The organism is Pseudomonas sp. Marseille-Q1929, from assembly GCF_017316265.1.
Lineage (GTDB): Bacteria > Pseudomonadota > Gammaproteobacteria > Pseudomonadales > Pseudomonadaceae > Aquipseudomonas.
Genome location: NZ_JAFLWU010000013.1, coordinates 127,588 through 144,582 on the forward strand (window position 1 = coordinate 127,588; position 16,995 = coordinate 144,582).

General features: G+C 60.9%; 11 protein-coding genes. 8 read left to right on the top strand and 3 right to left on the bottom strand.

What is annotated here, in order from left to right; genetic code table 11:
• The first annotated feature begins 186 nt into the window (after positions 1–186).
• The 3 genes from katB to radA are packed head-to-tail and all read left to right on the top strand — an operon-like array spanning position 187 to position 3,729.
• A complete protein-coding gene (gene katB / locus J1G37_RS16110) occupies positions 187–1,728 on the top strand; it encodes a catalase KatB (RefSeq protein ID WP_207043231.1) in 1,542 nt (513 codons plus the stop codon).
• A gap of 58 nt (positions 1,729–1,786) precedes the next feature.
• Positions 1,787–2,326: an ankyrin repeat domain-containing protein gene (locus J1G37_RS16115; RefSeq protein ID WP_207043232.1), complete on the top strand. Its 540-nt coding sequence runs from the start codon at positions 1,787–1,789 to the stop codon at positions 2,324–2,326.
• Positions 2,327–2,361: 35 nt separating this feature from the next.
• The gene (radA, locus tag J1G37_RS16120) at positions 2,362–3,729 is read left to right on the top strand and encodes a DNA repair protein RadA (RefSeq protein WP_017737417.1); all 1,368 of its coding nucleotides are present in this window, start codon (positions 2,362–2,364) and stop codon (positions 3,727–3,729) included.
• A 128-nt stretch (positions 3,730–3,857) separates the two neighbouring features.
• On the opposite strand, the gene J1G37_RS16125 is transcribed toward radA, so the two are convergent.
• Positions 3,858–4,226: a PilZ domain-containing protein gene (locus J1G37_RS16125; protein WP_207043233.1), complete on the bottom strand. Its 369-nt coding sequence runs from the start codon at positions 4,224–4,226 to the stop codon at positions 3,858–3,860.
• A 174-nt stretch (positions 4,227–4,400) separates the two neighbouring features.
• Between J1G37_RS16125 and J1G37_RS16130 the strand changes: the two genes are divergently transcribed.
• The 3 genes from J1G37_RS16130 (at position 4,401) to yjiA (ending at position 7,808) form a co-directional block, all read left to right on the top strand.
• Positions 4,401–6,467 carry a carbon starvation CstA family protein gene (locus J1G37_RS16130; RefSeq protein ID WP_159937320.1) on the top strand — a complete coding sequence of 689 codons (2,067 nt, stop codon included), beginning with the start codon at positions 4,401–4,403 and terminating at the stop codon, positions 6,465–6,467.
• A gap of 15 nt (positions 6,468–6,482) precedes the next feature.
• On the top strand, positions 6,483–6,680 hold the full coding sequence (locus tag J1G37_RS16135) for a YbdD/YjiX family protein (protein ID WP_017737420.1): 198 nt from the start codon (positions 6,483–6,485) through the stop codon (positions 6,678–6,680).
• A 168-nt stretch (positions 6,681–6,848) separates the two neighbouring features.
• Positions 6,849–7,808, top strand: a complete 960-nt coding sequence (yjiA, locus tag J1G37_RS16140; protein WP_207043234.1) for a GTPase — start codon at positions 6,849–6,851, stop codon at positions 7,806–7,808.
• Positions 7,809–7,992: 184 nt separating this feature from the next.
• Here the strand turns inward: yjiA and glyA are convergent, their stop codons facing one another.
• Together glyA and J1G37_RS16150 are read right to left on the bottom strand one after the other, a co-directional pair.
• Positions 7,993–9,246 carry a serine hydroxymethyltransferase gene (gene glyA / locus J1G37_RS16145; RefSeq protein WP_017737423.1) on the bottom strand — a complete coding sequence of 418 codons (1,254 nt, stop codon included), beginning with the start codon at positions 9,244–9,246 and terminating at the stop codon, positions 7,993–7,995.
• Between the two features lie 246 nt (positions 9,247–9,492).
• Entirely contained in the window at positions 9,493–13,344 is a 3,852-nt protein-coding gene (locus J1G37_RS16150) for a bifunctional diguanylate cyclase/phosphodiesterase (RefSeq protein ID WP_207043236.1), read from the bottom strand.
• Between the two features lie 285 nt (positions 13,345–13,629).
• Between J1G37_RS16150 and ettA the strand changes: the two genes are divergently transcribed.
• Together ettA and gdhA are read left to right on the top strand one after the other, a co-directional pair.
• Complete coding sequence (gene ettA, locus J1G37_RS16155) at positions 13,630–15,294, top strand: energy-dependent translational throttle protein EttA (protein ID WP_017737425.1); 1,665 nt, start codon at positions 13,630–13,632, stop codon at positions 15,292–15,294.
• A gap of 350 nt (positions 15,295–15,644) precedes the next feature.
• On the top strand, positions 15,645–16,982 hold the full coding sequence (gene gdhA, locus J1G37_RS16160; protein WP_207043238.1) for an NADP-specific glutamate dehydrogenase: 1,338 nt from the start codon (positions 15,645–15,647) through the stop codon (positions 16,980–16,982).
• Positions 16,983–16,995: the final 13 nt, after the last annotated feature.

Here is a 16,995-nt window from a genome sequence, read left to right on the forward strand (position 1 = left end):
CATTAAATCGCAAATAGTTTGCAAAGTGCCATCAATTGCGCGCGAATTACTCGTCATTTCAACGGCTTACCACATTTTTTTCTCAATCGGCCCGGTGGTGTTTTTCTATTTATCTTCTGGCGCTCGGGTCACTAGCCTCTGGCAAGCACAACTGAATGTGCACTAAAAAAACCAGAGGAAACCTCGATGAAGAACCCAATGAACCGCGGGCCTGTTTCAGCGCGATCCGTGCTGGTACTGGTGACCGCCAGCCTGCTGTCCCTGTCGGTGCAGGCTGCCAACCTGACCCGCGATAACGGCGCTGCCGTGGGCGACAACCAGAACTCGCAAACCGCCGGCGCCAACGGCCCGGTACTGCTCCAGGACGTGCAGCTTATTCAAAAGTTGCAACGCTTCGACCGCGAACGCATCCCCGAGCGTGTGGTGCATGCCCGCGGCACGGGGGCCCACGGTACGTTCACCGTTACCGACAATCTCAGCGACCTGACCAAGGCCAAGGTCTTCGCCGCAGGCGAGGCGACCCCGGTATTCGTGCGCTTCTCGGCCGTGGTCCACGGCAACCATTCCCCGGAAACCCTGCGCGACCCACGCGGTTTCGCCACCAAGTTCTACACCGCCGAAGGCAACTGGGACCTGGTTGGCAATAACTTTCCGACGTTCTTTATCCGTGACGCCATCAAGTTCCCGGACATGGTCCATGCCTTCAAGCCGGACCCGCGCACTAACCTGGACGACGATTCGCGCCGTTTCGACTTCTTCTCCCATGTACCCGAGGCCACCCGTACATTGACCGAGTTGTACTCCGACTCCGGTACCCCGGCCAGCTATCGTGAAATGGACGGCAATGGCGTACATGCCTACAAGTTGATCAATGCCAAGGGCGAAGTGCACTACGTCAAGTTCCACTGGAAGAGCCTGCAAGGCATCAAGAACCTTGATCCCAAGCAAGTTACCGAAGTGCAGGGGCGCGATTACAGCCACATGACCAACGACTTGGTCACCCATATCAACAAAGGCGACTTCCCCAAGTGGGACTTGTACGTGCAAGTGCTCAAGCCTGAGGACTTGGCCAAGTTTGACTTTGACCCGCTGGACGCCACCAAGATCTGGCCTGATGTTGCCGAGCGCAAAGTCGGGCAGATGGTGCTGAACCGCAACCCGGCGAATGTGTTCCAGGAAACCGAACAGGTTGCCATGGCCCCGGCCAACCTGGTGCCGGGCATCGAACCGTCGGAAGACCGCCTGCTGCAAGGCCGGGTGTTTTCCTACGCCGACACCCAGATGTACCGCTTGGGCGCCAATGCCCTGCAACTGCCGATCAACGCACCTCGGGTGACGGTCAACAACGGCAACCAGGATGGCGCGATGAACTTCGGCAAGACCACCAGCGGTGTGAACTACCAGCCAAGCCGCCTGCTGCCACGGGAAGAACCGCAAGCCGCGCGCTATAGCCAGTCGCCACTGGCGGGCAGCAGCCAGCAAGCGAAGATCCAGCGTGAGCAGAACTTCAAGCAGGCGGGCGATCTGTACCGTTCCTTCAATAAGAAAGAGCGTCAGGACTTGATCGAAAACTTCGGCGGCTCCCTGGCCACCACCGATGACGAGAGCAAGCACATCATCCTGTCGTTCCTCTACAAGGCAGACCCTGAGTACGGCACCGGCGTGGCCAAGGTCGCCAAAGGTGACCTGGCGCGCGTGAAGGCGCTGGCAGACAAACTGACGGACTGATCCGTCGGTCACGGCTGGCGCCCTTGATCGGGCGCTGGCCTTTGGCAGGAGAGCACCCATGCGTATTTCCATAGGACTGCTGTTGGCCACGCTGGCCTTTGTCGCCCATGCCGGGCCTCCCGAACCGGCGGCGCTCAAGGCGCAGTTGCAGGACTACTATTTCGACGCGGCCCGCCGTGGCGATCTCGACATGCTCAACACCTTCATCGACTCTGGCTACAGCCTCAATACCAGGGACGACAAGGGCTATACCGCGCTGATCCTGGCGGCGTATCACGGCCAGGGCCCATTCGTGGAGCGCCTGCTCGCTGCCGGCGCCGACGCCTGTGTGCAGGACAAGCGTGGTAACACTGCGCTGATGGGCGCGATCTTCAAGGGCGAGCTGAAAATCGCCCAGCGCCTGCTGAGCACCGACTGCAACCCCGACCAGCGCAATGGCGCCGGGCAGACGGCGGCCATGTACGCCGGGTTGTTCAAGCGCCTTGAGCTGTTGGACGAGCTGAAAGCCAAGGGCGCTGATCTCAACGCAGAAGACCCCGTCGGCAACAGCGCTTCAAGATTGGCCAGCGGTGAAATCCGGACCCCGGCGTCGCGCTGAGCTATCATCGCGGTTTTTCGGTTGGAGGTTCTCAAATGGCAAAGGCCAAGCGCATGTACGGCTGCACAGAGTGCGGCGCGACCTTTCCCAAGTGGGCCGGCCAGTGCGGCGAGTGCGGTGCGTGGAACACCCTCACTGAAACCATGATCGAAAGCGGTGGCGCCGCAGCGCCTACCGGGCGTGCGGGTTGGACCGGGCAGCAGGCGCAGATCAAGACGCTGGCCGAAGTCAGCGTCGAAGAGATCCCGCGTTTTTCCACCGCCTCCGGTGAGCTGGACCGCGTCCTCGGCGGTGGCCTGGTGGACGGCTCGGTGGTGCTGATCGGTGGCGACCCCGGCATCGGCAAATCGACCATCCTCCTGCAAACCCTGTGCAGCATTGCCAGCCGCATGCCGGCGTTGTACGTCACCGGCGAAGAATCCCAGCAACAAGTGGCCATGCGCGCCCGTCGCCTGGGCTTGCCCCAGGACCAACTGCGGGTGATGACCGAAACCTGCATCGAAAGCATCATCGCCACGGCACGGATCGAAAAGCCCAAGGTCATGGTGATCGACTCGATCCAGACCATTTTCACCGAACAGCTGCAATCGGCGCCGGGTGGCGTGTCCCAGGTGCGTGAGAGTGCGGCGCTGCTGGTGCGCTATGCCAAGCAAAGTGGCACGGCGATCTTCCTGGTCGGGCATGTGACCAAAGAGGGTGCGCTGGCCGGGCCTCGGGTGCTGGAGCACATGGTGGATACCGTGTTGTATTTCGAGGGCGAGTCCGACGGCCGCCTGCGTTTGCTGCGGGCGGTGAAGAACCGCTTTGGGGCGGTCAACGAACTGGGGGTGTTCGCCATGACGGACCGGGGGCTGAAAGAAGTCTCCAACCCATCGGCGATTTTCCTCACGCGCGCCCAGGAAGAAGTCCCCGGCAGCGTGGTGATGGCAACGTGGGAAGGCACCCGGCCAATGCTGGTGGAAGTGCAAGCGCTGGTGGATGACAGCCACCTGGCCAACCCGCGCCGCGTGACCCTGGGCCTGGACCAGAACCGCCTGGCGATGTTGCTGGCGGTGTTGCATCGCCATGGTGGCATTCCGACCCATGATCAGGACGTGTTCCTCAACGTGGTGGGCGGGGTCAAGGTGCTGGAGACCGCGTCCGACCTGGCATTGATGGCGGCGGTGATGTCCAGCTTGCGTAACCGGCCGTTGCCGCATGACCTGCTGGTGTTTGGTGAGGTTGGCCTGTCGGGCGAGGTACGCCCGGTGCCGAGTGGCCAGGAGCGGTTGAAAGAGGCAGCCAAGCATGGCTTCAAGCGGGCGATCGTGCCCAAGGGCAACGCGCCGAAGGAGTCGCCGCCGGGGATCCAGATTATTGGCGTGACACGGCTGGAACAGGCGTTGGATGCGTTGTTCGAATAATCAGCAACACTGCAAAACCAATGTGGGAGCGGGCTTGCTCGCGAATGCGGTGGGTCAGTCAATGAATGTGTATCTGACACACCGCCTTCGCGAGCAAGCCCGCTCCCACAGTTGATTTGTGTTGTTTGTTATGTCTCCAGCAGCGCCGCCAACTCCCGGTGCAGTTCTTCCTCATCGCCCAGGTTCAACTCGATCAACTTTCTCAAGTGACTGATCGAGTCCAGGTCAATGTGCTGGCACACAAACCCCAATTGCCCATTGTCCTCATGGCTCAGCCGCACTTGCATCTTGATAGGGGTCGTGGGGTCCAGGCGTATATCGACATCGAACGGTAGTGCCTTGTTGCCCTTCCAGTCTTCGGGCCGTTGCACCAACAAACCCTTTAACGACAAATCCACCAATTGCACTGGCCATTCCCGGCCGTTTTGCCGAAGTTCGGTCTTGGCATCAAAAGCAATCCGCCGGAAACGACGGCGATCAGACGCTTGCTCGGTCATGGTGAAACCCTCTGGAGATAGGGGGATTGTAGCCCTGCGCCATCATTGGCTCGATATTTCTGCTTTTTTTGCCCACAGAAGGCTCTAGACCAACGTAGGGGGGTGGTCTTTAAAGCCAACAGCGCTAAACTCGGAACGGCTGTCCTTTCTGTCCACCCTGGCTGGAATATAAAAATGAAAAATAATAATAGCCTGCTACGCCACCTACCCTGGCTGGTGCTGGCAATCGTAGGAGCGTGCGCCCTTGGCGTAGTGGCCTTGCGCCGCGGCGAGGCGATCAACGCCTTGTGGATTGTGGTCGCTGCTGTGGCCATCTACCTGGTCGCATACCGCTACTACAGCCTGTTCATCGCGAATAACGTGATGCAACTCGATCCACGGCGGGCTACCCCCGCAGTGATCAACAACGACGGTCTGGACTATGTGCCGACCAACAAACACATCCTTTTCGGTCACCACTTTGCGGCGATTGCCGGTGCAGGCCCCCTGGTCGGCCCGGTGCTGGCGGCGCAAATGGGCTACCTGCCCGGCACGCTCTGGCTGATTGCCGGCGTGGTCCTGGCCGGTGCGGTGCAGGACTTCATGGTCCTGTTCCTGTCCACCCGTCGTAACGGCCGTTCCCTGGGGGATATGGTGCGCGAAGAGATGGGCCGCATTCCGGGGACCATCGCACTGTTCGGCTGCTTCCTGATCATGATCATCATCCTCGCGGTGCTGGCGCTGATCGTGGTCAAGGCCTTGGCCGAGAGCCCGTGGGGCATCTTCACGGTGATGGCGACCATCCCGATCGCGATGTTCATGGGCATCTACATGCGCTACATCCGCCCGGGCCGCATTGGCGAGATTTCGATCATCGGCGTGCTGTTGCTGCTGGGTTCGATCTGGCTGGGCGGGCAGATTGCGGCTGACCCGGTGTGGGCCAAGGCCTTCACCTTCACCGGCATTCAAATCACCTGGATGCTGATCGGCTACGGTTTCGTCGCGGCGGTATTGCCGGTGTGGCTGATCCTGGCGCCGCGTGACTATCTGTCTACCTTCCTGAAAATCGGCACCATCATCGCCCTGGCCATCGGCATCCTGGTCACCATGCCAGACCTGAAAATGCCGGCGCTGACCCAGTTCATCGACGGCACTGGCCCGGTGTGGAAGGGCGGCCTGTTCCCGTTCCTGTTCATCACCATCGCCTGTGGCGCGGTCTCGGGTTTCCATGCACTGATCTCCTCGGGCACCACGCCCAAGTTGCTGGCCAACGAAAGCCACGCGCGCTACATCGGTTACGGCGGCATGTTGATGGAATCGTTCGTGGCCATCATGGCGATGGTTGCCGCTTCGGTGATCGAGCCAGGTGTGTACTTCGCCATGAACAGCCCGGCTGCGGTGGTCGGTTCTGACGTGGTGACCGTGGCGCAAACCGTCAGCAGTTGGGGTTTTGCAATTACGCCTGAGGCGCTGTCGGCCGTGGCCCACGACATCGGTGAAACCACCATCCTGGCCCGTGCCGGCGGTGCGCCGACGTTGGCGGTGGGTATCGCGCAGATCCTGCACAGTGTGTTGCCAGGTGAAAACACCATGGCGTTCTGGTACCACTTCGCGATCCTGTTCGAAGCGCTGTTCATCCTGACTGCGGTTGACGCCGGTACCCGTGCCGGTCGCTTCATGCTGCAAGACCTGCTGGGTTCCTTCGTGCCGGCGCTGAAACGCACTGAGTCGTGGACCGCCAACCTGATCGCGACCGCAGGTTGCGTGGCGATGTGGGGTTACCTGCTGTATCAAGGCGTGATCGACCCACTGGGCGGCATCAACACCTTGTGGCCGCTGTTCGGTATCTCCAACCAGATGCTCGCAGGCATCGCGCTGATGCTGGCGACGGTTGTACTGATCAAAATGAAACGCCAACGCTACATCTGGGTGACCATGCTGCCAGCCGTCTGGCTGCTGATCTGCACCACCACCGCAGGCTTCATCAAGCTGTTCGACGCCAACCCGGCGATTGGCTTCCTGTCGCTGGCGAAGAAGTACAGCGATGCGTTGGCCAACGGCCAGATCCTCGCGCCGGCGAAGAGCATCGACCAGATGCAGCACGTGATCTGGAACGCCTACACCAACGCAACGCTGACGGCGCTGTTCCTGTTCGTGGTATTCAGCATCCTGTTCTATGCGCTCAAGGTCGGCGTCGCTGCCTGGGGCAACAAAGAGCGTACGGATAAAGAAGCCCCGTTCCAGGCCCAGCCGGACGCGTGATAGAGGATTGCAGCCATGTTCAATGACATCAGTCGCCTCGGTAAATACCTCGGTCAGGCCGCGCGCCTGATGGTCGGCATGCCCGACTACGACACGTACGTCGAGCATATGCAAACCAAGCACCCGGACAAGCCGATGATGGACTACAAGACGTTCTTCCGGGAGCGTCAGGAAGCCCGTTACGGCGGCAAGGGTGGGCCCAAGTGCTGTTGAGTTAACGCAATATCCCTGTGGGAGCACGGCTTTATGTGGGAGCTGGCTTGCCTGCGATAGCATCACCTCGGTCTGACTGAAAACCGAGTTGTCTGCATCGCAGGCAAGCCAGCTCCCACATTTGCTTTGTGTGCCTTCATTATTCTTTCACCAAAAAGGAGAATCTCTTTGTCCTCTCCCATCCCCGTCACCATCCTCAGCGGCTTCCTCGGCGCCGGCAAGACCACCTTGCTGCGCCACCTGCTCAAAGCCGAGCACGGCCTGAAAATCGCCGTGATCGAAAACGAATTCAGTGACGCCGGTATCGACACCCAGCTGTTGGGCGATGAACCGGTGCAAGTCATGACCCTGTCCAACGGCTGCGTGTGCTGCACCATCCACACCGACCTGACCAAAGCCCTGTACCTGCTGCTCGAACGCCTGGACAGCGGCGAGATCGCCTTCGACCGCCTAGTGATCGAGACCACCGGCCTGGCCGACCCGGCACCAGTCGCGCAGACCTTTTTTATCGACGAGGAACTGCGTGAGCGCTACATTCTCGACGGCATTATCACCCTGGTGGACGCGGCCCACGCCGAGCATCACCTGACCCAGACCATCGCCCAGGCGCAGATCGGCTTTGCCGACCGCCTGCTGGTGAGCAAGCGCGACCTGGTGGATGACGCCACCTTTGACGCCCTCAGCGAGCGCCTGACACGCATCAACCGTCGCGCGCCGATTCGTGTGGTAGACCATGGCAACATCGACCTGGCCGAATTGCTCGACGTACGTGGCTTCAACCTCAATGCCGGCATGAGCCTGAGACCGGTCAGCAAGGCGCCGTCCATCGACCGCATCTCCAGCCTGGTGCTACGCACCGACCAGCCGCTGGATATCGACCGCCTCAGCGAGTTCATGAACGAGCTGCTGGAAGATCACGGCAAGCAACTGCTGCGCTACAAGGGCGTGCTGAACATTGCTGGGGAAGACCGCCGGATGGTGTTCCAGGGGGTGCTCAAGCTGTACGGGTTCGATTGGGATACCGAATGGGCCGAGGGCGAAGCGCGGGAGAGTGTGATTGTGTTTATTGCTGATGAATTGCCGGAAGACAAAATCCGCGACGGCTTTGCTCGCGTCTACCAATCCTGACTTGAAATCCGATCCACTGTGGGAGCTGGCTTGCCTGCGATAGCGGTGCATCAGGCACTGATGGGCTAACTGAAAGTCAGCTATCGCAGGCAAGCCAGCTCCCACAGGGGACCGTGTTTCAATTTGAGACCGGGCACAAAAAAGCCCGGCTCAAGAGCCGGGCTTTTCATTCAAGCAACTGCAATCAAGCGCCGTACACCGGCAGCTTCTTGCAGATGGCCTTGACCTTCTCACGGACCGCGTCGATCACGGCTTCGTTGTTCAGGTCAGCCAGGATGTCGCAGATCCAGCCAGCCAGTTCCTTGCACTCTGCTTCCTTGAAGCCACGAGTGGTCACAGCCGGGGTGCCGAAGCGCAGGCCGGAGGTGACGAACGGCGAACGTGGGTCGTTCGGCACGGAGTTTTTGTTCACGGTGATGAAGGCTTTGCCCAGGGCAGCGTCAGCATCTTTACCGGAAATGTCCTGCTTGATCAGCGACAGCAGGAACAGGTGGTTTTCAGTACCGCCGGACACCACGTCAAAACCGCGCTCGATGAACACGCTGGCCATGGTCTGGGCGTTCTTCACCACTTGTTGCTGGTAGGTCTTGAACTCAGGCTGCAGTGCTTCCTTGAAGCAGATCGCCTTGGCGGCGATCACGTGCTCCAGCGGGCCACCCTGGGCGCCCGGGAATACGGCTGAGTTCAGCTTCTTCTCGATGTCGGCGTTGGCGCGAGCCAGGATCAGGCCGCCACGTGGACCGCGCAGGGTCTTGTGGGTGGTGGTGGTCACCACGTCAGCGTAAGGCACCGGGTTCGGGTAGACGCCAGCGGCGACCAGACCGGCCACGTGGGCCATGTCGACGAACAGGTAGGCGCCAACCTTGTCGGCGATAGCGCGGAAGCGTGGGAAATCCAGGATCTGCGAGTAGGCAGAGAAACCGGCCACGATCATTTTTGGCTTGTGCTCGACCGCCAGGCGCTCGACTTCGTCGTAGTCGATCAGGCCGTTGGCATCGATACCGTATTGAACGGCGTTGTACAGCTTGCCGGAGGAGGAAACGCTGGCGCCGTGGGTCAGGTGACCGCCGTGGGCCAGGCTCATGCCCAGGATGGTGTCGCCGCCTTGCAGCAGGGCCAGGTACACGGCGCTGTTGGCTTGGGAGCCGGCGTGTGGCTGGACGTTGGCGTAATCGGCGCCGAACAGTTCCTTGGCACGGTCGATGGCCAACTGCTCAACCACGTCGACGTACTCGCAACCGCCGTAGTAGCGCTTGCCTGGGTAGCCTTCGGCGTACTTGTTGGTCAGAACCGAACCCTGAGCCTCCATGACCGCAGGGCTGGTGTAGTTTTCCGAAGCGATCAGCTCAATGTGCTCTTCCTGGCGCACGGCTTCTTGCTCCATGGCGGCAAAGAGATCGGCGTCGTACTTGGCAATAGTCAAATCACGGCTGAACATGGCGGTCCTCAAGGATCGGGGGCAGAAAAGGAGGGCATTCTAACCCAATGGGTTTTAGATGGCATATGAAAGGACATCATGTCGCGGACAAGTGGGGCTCATCTGGGGATAAGTGGTGGCTGTGAGGGCCTCATCGCAGCGGTGCGGCGATCCGACAAGCCAGCTCCCACACTTGAAGGCATTCACAGATCAAAAATGTGGGAGCGGGCTTGCCCGCGATGAGGCCAGCAGCCTCACCACACCACTTCAATCAAACATGAACAGCGCATCATTACTGAACTGCGCCTCAAACCGACTCGCCGGCATCGGCCGCCCGAACAGATACCCCTGCACCTCATCGCAACCATGCTCACGCAGGAAGTCCAACTGCTCATGGGTCTCCACGCCTTCGGCGATCACCGCCAGGTTCAGGCTGTGGGCCATGGCGATAATAGCGCGGGCAATCTGTGCGTCCTGTTCGCCGGATGGCAGGCCATCGACAAAGGTGCGGTCGATCTTCAACACGTCGATGGGGAATTGCTTGAGGTAGTTGAGCGACGAATAGCCGGTGCCGAAGTCATCCACGGCAATGCTCAAGCCCAGGTTTTTCAGGCTGTCGAGGATGTGCATGGCTTCGTTGACTTCGCGCATCAGGATACTTTCGGTCAGCTCCAGCTCCAGGCACGCCGGCGGCAGGCCGGTGTCTTCCAGGATGCTGGCGATGCGCTCGCCCAGTTGGCCGTCGGAGAACTGCCGCGCCGAGATGTTCACCGAGACTTTCGGCACGCGCACCTTGTTCTGGTGCCAGGTCTTGAGCTGGCGGCAGGCTTCGCTGATAACCCAGTCGCCGACGTCCACCACCAGGCCCAATTCTTCCAGCACCGGGATAAAGTCCCCTGGCGGCACCAGCCCGCGACGCGGGTGACGCCAGCGCAGCAAGGCTTCGGCGCCGGTCAAACGTTTGCCATCGCCGCTGAACTGCGGCTGGTAATAGAGCACGAATTCGTTCTGGTCCAGGGCGTGGCGCAGGTCGCTTTCCAGCTCCAGGCGTTCCAGGGCGCTGGCGTTCATGTCGGCCTGGTAGAACTGGAAGTTGTTCTTGCCGCGTTCCTTGGCGTGGTACATCGCGGTGTCGGCGTTTTTCATCAGCTGGCTCAGCTCATTGCCGTCCTGCGGGCTGAGGGCGATGCCGATACTGGCCGTGACAAAGAACTCGCGACCTTCCAGCACAAACGGCTTCACCAGGCTGGCGAGGATCTGCTCGGCCACGTGGATCGCGCGGTTCAGCGCCATTTCGCGGCTGATGCGCGGTTGCAGCAGCAAGGTGAACTCGTCGCCGCCCATGCGCGCCACGGTGTCGTCTTCGGCGACGCAACCGAGCAGGCGCGTGGCCATTTCCTTGAGCATGCGGTCGCCGGCGGCGTGGCCCAGGGAGTCGTTGATCGGTTTGAAGCGGTCGAGGTCGAGGAACATCAGCACCACCCACGACTTCTGCCGCTCGGCCGACTGCAACGCGGTGTGCAGGCGGTCCTGGAACAGCGTGCGGTTGGGCAGGTGGGTCAGGGCGTCGTAATAGGCCAGGCGGTGGATGCGCTGCTCGCTGGCCTTGCGCTCGCTGATATCGCTGAAGAAGCACACGTAGCTGGCCAGGTCGCCTTCGTCGTCGAACACCGCGGTAATGCCGACCCACGCCGGGTAATGCTCGCCGTTGCGGCGCTTGAGCCACACTTCGCCTTCCCAGGTGCTGTGCTGGTGCAACTGCTTGAGCACGTAGCGCAGATGGGCTTCCTGCTGCTCGTCGACGGTGAGCATGTTCGGCAACTGGTCGAGCACATCGGCGACGCTGTAGCCACTGACGCGGGTGAACGCGTCGTTGGCCTGCACGATATAGCCGGCGGGGTCGGTGATCAGGATCGCCGAGGTGGAGTGTTCGAATACTGTGGCCGCCATGCGCAGGTCTTTCTCGGCGCGGCGTTGCTGGCTGATGTCGCGGCCGACGCCAAGGATGCCTTCGAACGTGCCGTGTTCATCCCACACCAGCACCAGGCGCAACTCGATCGGCACTTTGCGCCCGTCGGCGCGCAGGCAGTCAAACAGGAACAGCTGGGTTTGCGCTTCGTCGCGCAGCTTGGCCAGCGCCTCGCTATCGCCGAGGGCGCGGCTGACCTGTTCCACCAGGCTATAGATGCCGGTCAGTTGTTGCGGGTTGGCGATGATCGACTGCCAGCCGTTCTTGAACACCCAATCCACGTCATAGCCCAGCACGGCGTTGACCGAGGGGCTGATGTAGTTGAGGGCCAGTTGGCTGTCGGTGGAGCAGATCACGTCGCTGATGCTTTCGGCGAGCATGCGGTAACGCTGCTCGCTGTCGCGCAGGGATTCGCTGGCTTCGATCTGGTCGGTGATGTCCTTGGCCACGCCGATGATGCGCGTGACTTGCGCCGCCTTGTCCCGGGCCAGGGCCTGCTCGCGGATATCGAAGCGACGCCACTGGTTATTGCGGTGACGGAAGCGCAGCTGGCATTGCAACTGCGTCGAATAGCCGGCCTGGCGCTGCTGTTGGCGCAGGTCGTGGTAATGCTCGGCGTCTTCGGGATGCAGCAGGATTTCCCAGAAGTACTCGCCCATTTGCTGCAATTCGGCCTTGTTATAGCCGAGGGTGTGGCCCAGGTGGTGGTTGCTGAAAATCATGCGCTGGCTGATCACGTCCTGCACATACAGGTGGTCGGGCACGGTGCGTACCACATCCGACCAGAAGCTCTCGCGCTCCACCAGCGACAGCTCGATCAGCTTGCGGCTGGTGATGTCGCTGATGCTCAGGATCACGGCCTTGAAGTCGTCCTGCTGCTCCGGCAGGCGCATCACCAGCCACAGGTATTGTTCGTTGCCGGTGACGTCGTTGAGCTGGATTTCCAGTTCCAGTTGCTTTTGCTCGGTCAAGACCGCTTCGAGCACCTGGTAGCCAATGGCCGTGGCATTGCGCGGGCAATCGTCGATCAGGCGTTCCCAGGCCTCTTCGCACGAGCTGACGTTGAGCAGGCGTACCGCGACCTGGTTGACCTCGGTGATACGCAGTTCCTTGAGCAGTTGCTGGCGTTGCTCGCGGTTGCCTTGCAGCCAGTCGCGCAATTGTTCGCGGGTTTGCAGCCGGGCCTTGTCGAAGAACGCGTTGAGCCCCGACAGGTCGAGCACGCACAGGGCCACGCCGGTGCCTTCGAAAATATCCTGGTAGCGCCGGCGGCCCTCGTGGACCTGACGCTGGCGGCGGCGCATGTTGACCAGCACGAGCACTGGGATCAGCGAGAACGCCAGGCCCAGCAGGCACTTGCCGATGAACGCCGGCAGCAGTTCTTCCAGCACGGCGGTGCGGTCGAACAGCCCGCGCAATTGCCAGTCGCTTTTGCTCAGCGGGGTGACCAGCACGCTTTTATTCAGTTCGTCCGGGGTCAGGGCCGATGCCCATTGCGCCGGCATGCCGCTGTCACGGCTGACCACGCGGTGGTTCAGGCGGTTCTCGATGGCCCACATCGGCCGCTGGCCCTGGCCGTCCTGGCGGGTCAGGTTGACCAGGTAGTTGGGCGCCAGGCGCAGCGCCCAGTAGACCCGTGAGCCGCCGCTGGGCTGGTGCAGCAACAGGTAGATGATCGTGCCGTCGTTGCTGTTGCTCAGGTAATACGGCTGGGAATGGCTGCGCTGCACCAGCTCTTCAAGCCAGGCCGCGTCCTGGCTGTCGCTGGCGCTGTCACTGATGATGGCGCCGCTGGGGGCGAGCAGGGCGATGCTGCGCAGCTCCGGCAGGGAACGCTGCAGCGTGTGCATCAGGGCTTGCTGTTGTTCGTTATTGCGCGGCGGCTCGACCATCGGCAGCAGGTTCAGCGCGATTTTTGCGCTCAGGGCCATGTTCAGGCTGATCTGCTCAGCCAGGTCGGCGCTGTAGTCGATGGTGTATTGCTGCTGATTTTTCTGGTTTTGCTGCAACTGGTCCAGCAACTGCCAGAACAATAAGGCGAGCAACATGAGGACAAGCGTCGCCAATGCGCCTTTCAAGGTGCCGTGCAGGGGAGCTCCCGGCGCTATGTGAGCAGCGCGCAGAGGAGTGGGCGGCGTGACTTTGGACAAGCTGTGATCCTGCGGGTTGGCTGGACTGGCGTGCGACACGCACTATAAGCCGGACGCCGAAGGGCGGCTAGCATGCCTTGAGTTGTGGCAAAGTGCCAGCCCCGCTTGGCTGGACTGACCAAGCGCATTCAGGTAGCTTTGCCGGTTACGCGAGGGCGTTCCAGCCCCAGACATTCAGGCTTTTTTCCGCACGCAGGCATTGATTATCGTCAACGGCCCGCGCGGCGCATGGCCTGACACGGGCTTCGCCCGCTTAATTCATCAGTCACTGACGCTAGGTTCACCATGGCTCAATACGTCTTCACCATGCATCGGCTGGGAAAAGTTGTTCCGCCGAAGCGGGAAATCCTGAAAAACATTTCGCTGTCCTTCTTCCCGGGCGCCAAGATCGGCGTGCTCGGCCTCAACGGTTCGGGTAAGTCCACGCTGCTGAAAATCATGGCCGGCGTTGATACCGAGTTCGAAGGCGAAGCCCGCCCGATGCCCGAGCTGAACATCGGCTACCTGCCGCAAGAGCCGATCCTGGACCCGACCAAGACCGTGCGCGAAGTGGTTGAAGAAGCCGTCGCCGTGATCAAGAACGCCCAGGCGCGCCTGGATGAGGTCTACGCGGCTTACGCTGACGAAGATGCCGACTTCGACAAACTGGCCGCTGAACAGGCCAAGCTCGAAGCCATCCTGCAGGCTGGCGATGGCCACAACCTGGAGCGCCAGCTGGAAGTGGCCGCCGACGCACTGCGCCTGCCGGCGTGGGACGCCAAGGTCGAATTCCTGTCCGGTGGCGAGAAGCGTCGTGTGGCCTTGTGCCGCCTGCTGCTGTCGGCCCCCGACATGCTGCTGCTCGACGAACCAACCAACCACTTGGACGCCGATTCCGTCGCCTGGCTGGAACACTTCCTCCACGACTTCCCGGGCACCGTGGTAGCGATCACGCACGACCGTTACTTCCTGGACAACGTTGCCGGCTGGATCCTCGAGCTCGACCGTGGCGCCGGTATCCCTTACGAGGGCAACTACTCCGGTTGGCTGGAAGCCAAGTCCGACCGTCTGGCCGCCGAATCCAAGCAGCAATCGGCCCACGAAAAAGCCATGAAGGAAGAACTGGAGTGGGTGCGCAAAGGCGCCAAGGCCCGCCAGTCGAAATCCAAGGCACGTCTGCAACGCTTTGAAGAAATGCAATCGCAGGAATTCCAGAAGCGTTCGGAAACCAACGAGATCTACATCCCGGCCGGTCCGCGCCTGGGTGACAAGGTCATCGAGTTCAAGAACGTGTCCAAAGGCTATGGCGACCGCGTGTTGATCGACAACCTGTCGTTCTCCATGCCAAAAGGCGCGATCGTCGGCGTTATTGGTGGTAACGGTGCGGGTAAATCCACGCTGTTCCGCATGCTGATGGGCAAGGAGACCCCGGACTCCGGCAGCATCGAGATCGGCGAAACCGTGCAACTGGCCTGTGTGGACCAGAGCCGCGAAGACCTCGACGGCAGCAAGACAGTGTTCCAGCAGATTTCCGACGGTTCCGACCAGATCCGCATCGGCAACTATGAGATCCCGTCGCGCACCTACGTCGGTCGTTTCAACTTCAAGGGCGGCGACCAGCAGAAGTTCGTCAAGGACCTGTCCGGTGGTGAGCGCGGTCGCTTGCACCTGGCCCTGACCTTGAAAGAGGGCGGCAACGTCCTGCTGCTCGACGAACCGTCCAACGACCTCGACGTTGAAACCCTGCGTTCCCTGGAGGAAGCCCTGCTGGACTTCCCGGGCGCTGCCATTGTGATCTCTCACGATCGGTGGTTCCTTGACCGCGTCGCGACCCACATCCTGGCGTACGAAGACGACTCGCAAGCGGTGTTCTTCGAAGGTAACTACACCGAGTACGAAGCGGACCGTAAAAAGCGCTTGGGCGATGCTGCTGCCCAGCCGCACCGCGTGCGTCACAAAAAGCTGGCCTGATTCGGGTTGGTGGTTTGAAAAAGCGGAGCCTTCGGGCTCCGTTTTTTTTTGTGTGTTTTTCAGGTGGACCGGGGTGGGTTCATCGCAGGCAAGCCAGCTCCCACATTTGATTTGTGAACACCGTCAATGTGGGAGCTGGCTTGCCTGCGATGGCGGTTTATATGTTGGTGCATGCTCTGGGTTGGTAATCCCTTTTCAGGTGCACAAAACCCCTGTTTTTCAGGTTTATTTATATCCAATGCACCATTTAAATTCACAAAAGCGACATTTTGCCCTGTCGCAGTGCGACATGAATTGATAAAGTCCGGCCCAATCTCATTTAAAAACAATCAATTTGCCGAGACTTTTCCATGATCGAATCCGTCGAATCCTTCCTTGCCCGCCTGAAGAAACGCGACCCGGACCAGCCAGAATTCCACCAGGCCGTAGAAGAAGTCCTACGCAGCCTGTGGCCGTTTCTAGAGTCCAATCCGCATTACCTGACCTCGGGTATCCTGGAACGCATCTGCGAGCCGGAACGTGCGATTACCTTCCGGGTGTCGTGGGTGGATGATCATGGCAAGGTCCAGGTCAATCGCGGTTTCCGCATCCAGATGAACAGCGCCATCGGCCCGTACAAAGGCGGCCTGCGCTTCCACCCGTCGGTGAACCTGGGCGTTCTGAAATTCCTCGCCTTCGAACAGACTTTCAAGAACTCCCTGACCTCGCTGCCCATGGGCGGCGGCAAAGGCGGCTCGGACTTCGACCCCAAGGGCAAGAGCGACGCTGAAGTCATGCGTTTCTGCCAGTCCTTCATGAGCGAGTTGTACCGCCACATCGGCGCTGACGTGGACGTGCCGGCCGGCGATATCGGCGTGGGCGCCCGCGAGATCGGCTTCCTGTTCGGCCAGTACAAGCGCCTGAGCAACCAGTTCACCTCCGTACTGACCGGCAAGGGCATGACCTACGGCGGCAGCTTGATCCGCCCGGAAGCCACGGGTTTCGGTTGCGTGTACTTCGCCGAAGAAATGCTCAAGCGAGACGGCTTGCGGGTTGAAGGCAAGCGCGTGGCGGTGTCCGGTTCCGGCAACGTGGCGCAATACGCGGCGCGCAAGGTCATGGACCTGGGCGGCAAGGTGATCTCCCTGTCCGACTCCGAAGGCACGCTGTACGCCGAAAGCGGTTTGACCGAAGAACAATGGTCGGCCCTGCTGGAGCTGAAAAACGTCCAGCGCGGTCGCATCAGCGAACTGGCCGAACGTTTTGGCTTGGAATTCCGCAAGGGCCAGACCCCGTGGGAACTGGCCTGCGACATCGCGCTGCCCTGCGCGACCCAGAACGAACTCGACGCCGACGCCGCCCGCACCTTGCTGCGCAATGGCTGCATTTGCGTGGCCGAAGGCGCCAACATGCCGACCACGCTGGCGGCGGTGGATATCTTTATCGAAGCCGGCATCCTGTTCGCCCCGGGCAAGGCTTCCAACGCCGGTGGCGTAGCCGTGAGCGGCCTGGAAATGTCGCAGAACGCCATGCGCCTGCTGTGGACCGCCGGTGAAGTGGACAGCAAGCTGCATAACATCATGCAGTCGATCCACCACGCGTGCGTGCACTACGGCGAAGAAAACGGCCGGATCAACTACGTGAAGGGCGCGAACATTGCCGGCTTCGTGAAAGTGGCCGACGCGATGCTGGCCCAAGGCATCGTCTAACCCTGCAACCAGG